Raw genomic sequence first — 5,791 nt, 5'->3', positions numbered from 1 at the left:
TGTTGATAAAAGTTACACTATCTTTTGAAAGGATTTTATTTATGAGTCACTCAATTAACGGCCATTTTACACCGGCCTCTCTTTTAAAATTTGCCGCACCTTCCATCATTATGATGATGTTTATGTCGTTATATACGATTATCGACGGTATTTTTATTTCACGTTTTGTCGGCAGCAATGCCCTGTCCTCTTTAAACATTGTTTATCCAATCATTAATATTGTTTTTGCCATTGGCACCATGCTGGGCACCGGTGGCAATTCCATTATCAGCCGTTACATGGGGGAAGGCAAAGATAAAGAAGCCAAGGAATGTATGACCCAGTTTGTGGTCATCAGTCTGCTCATCAGTGTTGTCATTCTTGTGCTGACCCATATGAATCTGACTTCTATTTCCAGAATCCTGGGAGCCAGCGATCTTCTGCTGGCTGACTGCGACAGTTACCTTTCTGTCGTCGTCAGCTTTGCACCGGCAGCCATCCTGCAATGTCTGTTTCAGTCTTATTTTGTTACTGCAGGCCGACCAAACCTTGGCCTTGTTCTGACGATGATCGCAGGTATCCTGAATGCCGTTTTGGACTATGTTTTTATCGTTGTTTGCCAGATGGGCATCAGCGGAGCTGCCCTTGCCACAGGTATCGGTCAATCCATTCCGGCTATCGCCGGCCTGCTGTTTTTTACATTTTCGAAAGGTTCTCTGCATTTCACCCATTTCAGACTCCATCTCAGGGAGCTTGGACAGGCCTGTTATAATGGTTCCTCTGAAATGATCTCGCAGCTGTCCAATGCCATCGTTACATTTCTGTTCAATATTGTCATGATGCGTCTGGCCGGCGAACAGGGTGTCGCTGCCATCACGATTTTACTGTACGGACAGTTCCTGTTCAATGCCTTTTATCTTGGATTTTCCATCGGCATCGGACCGATCGTCGGTTTCCAGTACGGCGCAGGCAACAAAAAAGAACTGAAAAATATCCATCGTATTGCTTTCCTCTTTGTGGGTATTTCCTCAGTTCTTCTGACAATCGCTGCCGTTACATTATCCACACCAATTGTTTCCGTCTTTACACATGATGCGGATACTTTCCGGCTGGCTGCTCCGGGATTTAAAATTTTTGCCATTAACTTCCTGTTCAGCGGTTTAAACATTACTTCCTCCGGATTTTTCACCGCCTTATCCAACGGTCTGATTTCCGCAATGATTTCCTTCTGCCGAACGCTTGTATTTATTGTATTGAGCTTGTTGATTTTGCCGACTTTCCTTGACTTAACCGGCGCATGGATTGCCATTCCGGTGGCAGAGTTTCTGACACTGCTCCTGTCGACGGTCATGCATGTACGGTATTTCTTCCGGCCGGGAAAACAGAATTACTTTATTTGACGCTGTGAAAACAATGCTGCGAAATCCCTAGTCTACGAAAGGTGTAGCAAAAGCCCTATTCAAAGCAGGCACGCTCGCGCTGCCCAGCATTAGCAACGGTACATAAGATGTCAAAAAACGACATCTAAGTACCGGCTATGCTGGAAGCACCTGCCTTTGAATAGGGCTTTTGCTGCACCTTTTCGAATTTTATGCTTTCGCAGCTGTTTATTTAGACTTCATTCAAATGTCACAGCTTTTAAATAAAAATAACCGACACTATTTTTCATCCGCAAGAAATATCTTATGATTTTATTTTTATCAACTATGTAGAATACAGATTTATACTGCTTTCCTACATTCCCTGCTATTAACCAGTTGTATAAGGCCATTCATAGCCTTATCGAACAGTACAGTATAAACAGAACCAAAGACATTGGCGCCGATTCGGAGAGCGACTGCTCCTGCCGCACCAAAGAGGCCGGAAGCGATGGAGAGGGCGCCGAAGGTATTGAAGACTGTCTGCCATGCGTATCCTGCAGAGTAACCAACACCAATTCCGCCAATGATGCCGATATAAAGATACATGGATGGCGGAAGTATGTAATACAATACAAGGAAAATCAGACAGCCGACGATGTTATACGGACCTCGCTTTTTGGCACGTTCGACAATATCCGACGAAAACGGCAGACAGATGGACATGCATGCAATGCCGGCCCACATGGCTCTCGGCAGCCCCAGCAATGAGAAAATCAGCAACGCTGTTGAAACCACCAGTGTCAGTTTGATGTACCACCAGTTTCTGGCCGAACGAATATTGAATTCTCTGAAAATATCCAACAAATGTCTTCTGTAAGGACGCTTGCGCTGATTCTTATAAAAAACAGCCATACAGATCAGCATCCCCACCAACAGACTGATAACACGCAGATAATAGGATCTGCCGGTGACATCATGTCCCTGAAGCAATAAATATCCCAGCACAAATGTGGAATGATTGTACATAATGACATTGTGGCAGCCAAGCAGCATTAATGTAAAAATACAGCCAATATTAATAACAAAGGCCGCCCATGGTGAAACCATATTGGAGACCCTCGGTCCGACGCTCAAAATAGCAAAAATACCGACAATACACAGCAGACCATGATGCGTCCGAATACCAAAATCCGCCTGGCGAAGCACCAGAAGTGCTAACAGAAAAACAACCCCGGCTACGCTATTGTCCGATCCGAAGATCATGCTGTATAAGGTTACCAGTGCAAAACAGAATGTCATGACCAGATAGACTTTAAAATTATAAATCAAAATATGTCTGCGTTTTTCCTTCTTATCTGTTGTGTTTTTAATTAATTGTTTGGAACCCGCGGAACTCAACTGCAATTCCTGATAAAATGTCATTAATCTTTCATCCTTTCATTAATCATATTCTTTTGCTTCATTTTTCTATTTCAGTCTGTGCGACTATTGACGCTTCTTATCTATTTGCTATTCGCGTTACTCAAAATCGTATTGGCCGCTTCAATGAGTCTGAATAATTTCTCAAAATCATCTGACGGCATCTGTTCCCTTAATGTGTACAATGGATCAAGGTAATAATAATACATCCGGTCTACTTCTTCTTTGCCATCATCTGTTACACGAATACCATAACTTCTCCGGTCGTTCAATGTTCTTTCTTTAATAATCAGTGCTTTCTTCTCAAGACTATCAATTAAACGACTGATAATCGTCTTACTGACTCCCATATCCGCTGCCAGCTGTCCCGGTGTCATCATACCACCTGACAAAGCCACTCGAAACAGTAAATCCACCTCCTGTGCAGATGCCAGATCTCCTTTACTGCTCTTTCGAATAGCCATGCTACCAAAATGCCGCAATTCTCCCTGTTTTCTAATCATCTCTCGCCAATATTTGTCCTTTTCTGTATTTCTCATTTCATATATCCTGTTCAATCTTTATTGATGCACCATCTTTTTGACACACCAACTGATCCTTCATGCCATTCATCAGAAGTTTTGTATCTTCATATCGGAGTACTCATGCCGCCCATTTAGTTCACAATGTAAACTATATAATCTGTAAAATATCATACTGCAAATTTGTTTCTTTGTCAAGCAGAAAATGGATGAAACCTGCATCATCATGCCACAGGTTTCACCCATTTTTAATCCGTGCTACATCTCTGTTTATTTTTACTCCTGTTAATGTTGTGCCAGATAACTCTTTCCGGCTTCATCTGTTTCCAGGATAGCGTTTTTAAATTTTTCCTCTGATGCACCGCCCGGTACGAACTGCCACTCGATCACGCTGGATGCTTTCTTCACAATCTTATCCACATCTTCCGTTGTCAAATCCATTTCTTCCAGTGTAACCGGCAATCTCATATCTGCGTTAAATGCCATAATTTTATCACGTTCTCTAATCTGTCCATCATAGGTCAGCAGACACAGCACACCAAAGGAAACGATCTCCCCGTGCAGATGTTTCTCCGCTGCCGGTATCGTAGATACGCCATAATAAACACAATGAGCAAGTGTACTGTTGTAATAATAATCATCCTTCGGATCCGGCTGTGCTTCATGGGTTTCAAAATTTGACACAATACCTGTTGAAATAATAATATCCAATGCAACCTGTTCCAGTGCAAAAGATGGTTTTCTCTGTCGGCAATCTTCCAATGCCTGTTTGCCGTACGTCAGCAGAGGTTCTGTACAAATGGTTGAAATACAATGTCCCATCAATGGTGTATGATACATCGGCTTATCACGGGTTACAAAAAGAACTTCGTATTCTTTTGAAAGGGCATCACCAATTCCTGCCCAAAACAACTCTGCAGGTGAATCTGAAATGACTTTTGTATTAATAAAAGTATGATAAGCCGGCGTCTTCATATAATAATACTCTTTAAAAGATGCATCCTGATTGTATACAACCGCAATAGCTGTACATGCGGCACAGTTAGAGGCCAGTGTCGGGAAGGTAAAAAACGGTTTATCCAACATATCCGCCAAAATCTTAACTGTATCACAAGCACGTCCGCCGCCGATACCAAACAGCATATCTGCATTTATTACTTCCGGGTGCTTCTTCAGTATTTCAACATTTTCATAATTCGAATCACCGCCATACCAGATAAAATCAGTAATTTCAAAATCAGTGCCTTCCAAAGCCTTTAATAATTCCGGCTTCGCTTTAGACATCGCCGTCTTTCCTCCGATAGCAACTGCCTTTTTACCATACTTTCGTGCTACATAAGGAATCTCTTTATAACATTCCTCCCCTACGCTATAACTTGGCAAAAATATACTATAATTTGACATTCTGATCACCCTTTCCATTTCATGTCATTCATTCTGTTTTTCGAATATTGATTATGTTATTGTCTGAACAATATATTAATCCTGATTTTTTTCAAAATGAAGCATTAAAAATGTCAGAAGCACATCTCTACTTCTGACATTTCAATTCTTTTCAATTTAACGCATCATACCCGCATTCCCTTGTCCGGATCTTCATGGCAGAACGAATTTCATAGCTGAAAATCTTGCCGTCACCGACTTCACCTGTGAAAGCGGCTTTCTGAATCGCAGCAATGGTTTTCTGCTTCCATTCTTCTGAGGATACGACAATTTCAAACTTAATTTTCGGTAGCATCATCACATCTACTTCCGTACCACGCACACGCTTTTTGTAACCACGCTGTGCCCCGCACCCCCATGACCTGTGAAACGGTAATGCCGTTGAATACCGCCAATGCCATGACAGCCAAAAGCGTCCAGTGCATCATCAATTTTCAGCTTACCCTTCAAAAATGAAATCGTAAAACAGCAGATTGGGCTGACCGCTGCACCGATAATAATCGCTGACCAGATCGGTACAAATCCTGCCCCGGGTGTAATGGCTACCAGTCCAACCACCAGACCGGTTGAAGCGCCCACAAGGGTCGGCTTGCCGTCTTTGATCACATCAATCAGCATCCAGGACATCATAGCGCTGGCGCTGGCAAGCGCCGTTGTCATTAAAGCATGGGCTGCCAGTCCATTGGCACCAAGAGCACTTCCCGCATTGAATCCAAACCAGCCGAACCAGAGAATAAAAGCACCAAGGGCCACAAATGGAATATTATGAACCTTGTAAGCGGTACTGCCATAGCAGACTTTAAAACAGATGGCAAATACTTTTTTACAAAATTTACCGTCTTTACCAAATATTAACTTTGCTGGGCATTATCCGATGCAAATGACTTAAATACTTTACAAAAATCCTATTTCTCCGCTTTCTCTTTCTCATACTGTCCCAGTGCCTGAAATGCCTCCTTCGACAACGGATATAGGATTGAAATATTAAACAATGTCATCAGGCCGATGCCCACATCACCCAGATCCCATACAAATGTATAGGCGGCAATACCGCCGATGAACAGCATA

5 protein-coding genes and 2 pseudogenes are annotated in these 5,791 nt (G+C 42.6%); 1 reads left to right on the top strand and 6 read right to left on the bottom strand.

Going from position 1 to position 5,791, the window contains the following annotated elements; translation table 11 throughout:
* Positions 1 to 41 precede the first annotated feature (41 nt).
* Positions 42 to 1,379 (top strand): MATE family efflux transporter, encoded by a 1,338-nt coding sequence (locus WMO25_RS13915; protein WP_349085803.1) that lies wholly within the window; start codon positions 42 to 44, stop codon positions 1,377 to 1,379.
* A 321-nt stretch (positions 1,380 to 1,700) separates the two neighbouring features.
* On the opposite strand, the gene WMO25_RS13910 is transcribed toward WMO25_RS13915, so the two are convergent.
* From WMO25_RS13910 to WMO25_RS13885, 6 genes and pseudogenes are all read right to left on the bottom strand, one after another.
* Positions 1,701 to 2,762, bottom strand: coding sequence for an FUSC family protein (locus WMO25_RS13910; RefSeq protein WP_349085799.1), 1,062 nt, complete (start codon positions 2,760 to 2,762; stop codon positions 1,701 to 1,703).
* Between the two features lie 80 nt (positions 2,763 to 2,842).
* Positions 2,843 to 3,262: a MarR family winged helix-turn-helix transcriptional regulator gene (locus tag WMO25_RS13905; protein ID WP_349085797.1), complete on the bottom strand. Its 420-nt coding sequence runs from the start codon at positions 3,260 to 3,262 to the stop codon at positions 2,843 to 2,845.
* Positions 3,263 to 3,565: 303 nt separating this feature from the next.
* Positions 3,566 to 4,663 (bottom strand): iron-containing alcohol dehydrogenase family protein, encoded by a 1,098-nt coding sequence (locus WMO25_RS13900; RefSeq protein WP_349085795.1) that lies wholly within the window; start codon positions 4,661 to 4,663, stop codon positions 3,566 to 3,568.
* A 172-nt stretch (positions 4,664 to 4,835) separates the two neighbouring features.
* Positions 4,836 to 5,106 (bottom strand): annotated as a pseudogene (locus WMO25_RS13895) (P-II family nitrogen regulator); the annotation flags it as partial.
* A 1-nt stretch (position 5,107) separates the two neighbouring features.
* A pseudogene (locus tag WMO25_RS13890) lies at positions 5,108 to 5,500 on the bottom strand (ammonium transporter); the annotation flags it as partial.
* Between the two features lie 128 nt (positions 5,501 to 5,628).
* The coding region (locus WMO25_RS13885) for an alanine:cation symporter family protein (RefSeq protein WP_349085801.1) at positions 5,629 to 5,791 on the bottom strand (163 nt) is incomplete at its 5' end.

The organism is Coprococcus intestinihominis (genome assembly GCF_040096555.1).
Classification (GTDB): Bacteria; Bacillota; Clostridia; order Lachnospirales; family Lachnospiraceae; genus Coprococcus_A; species Coprococcus_A intestinihominis.
The sequence above is the reverse complement of the archived record's forward strand: the minus strand, read 5'-3'. Positions and strand labels throughout refer to the sequence as shown.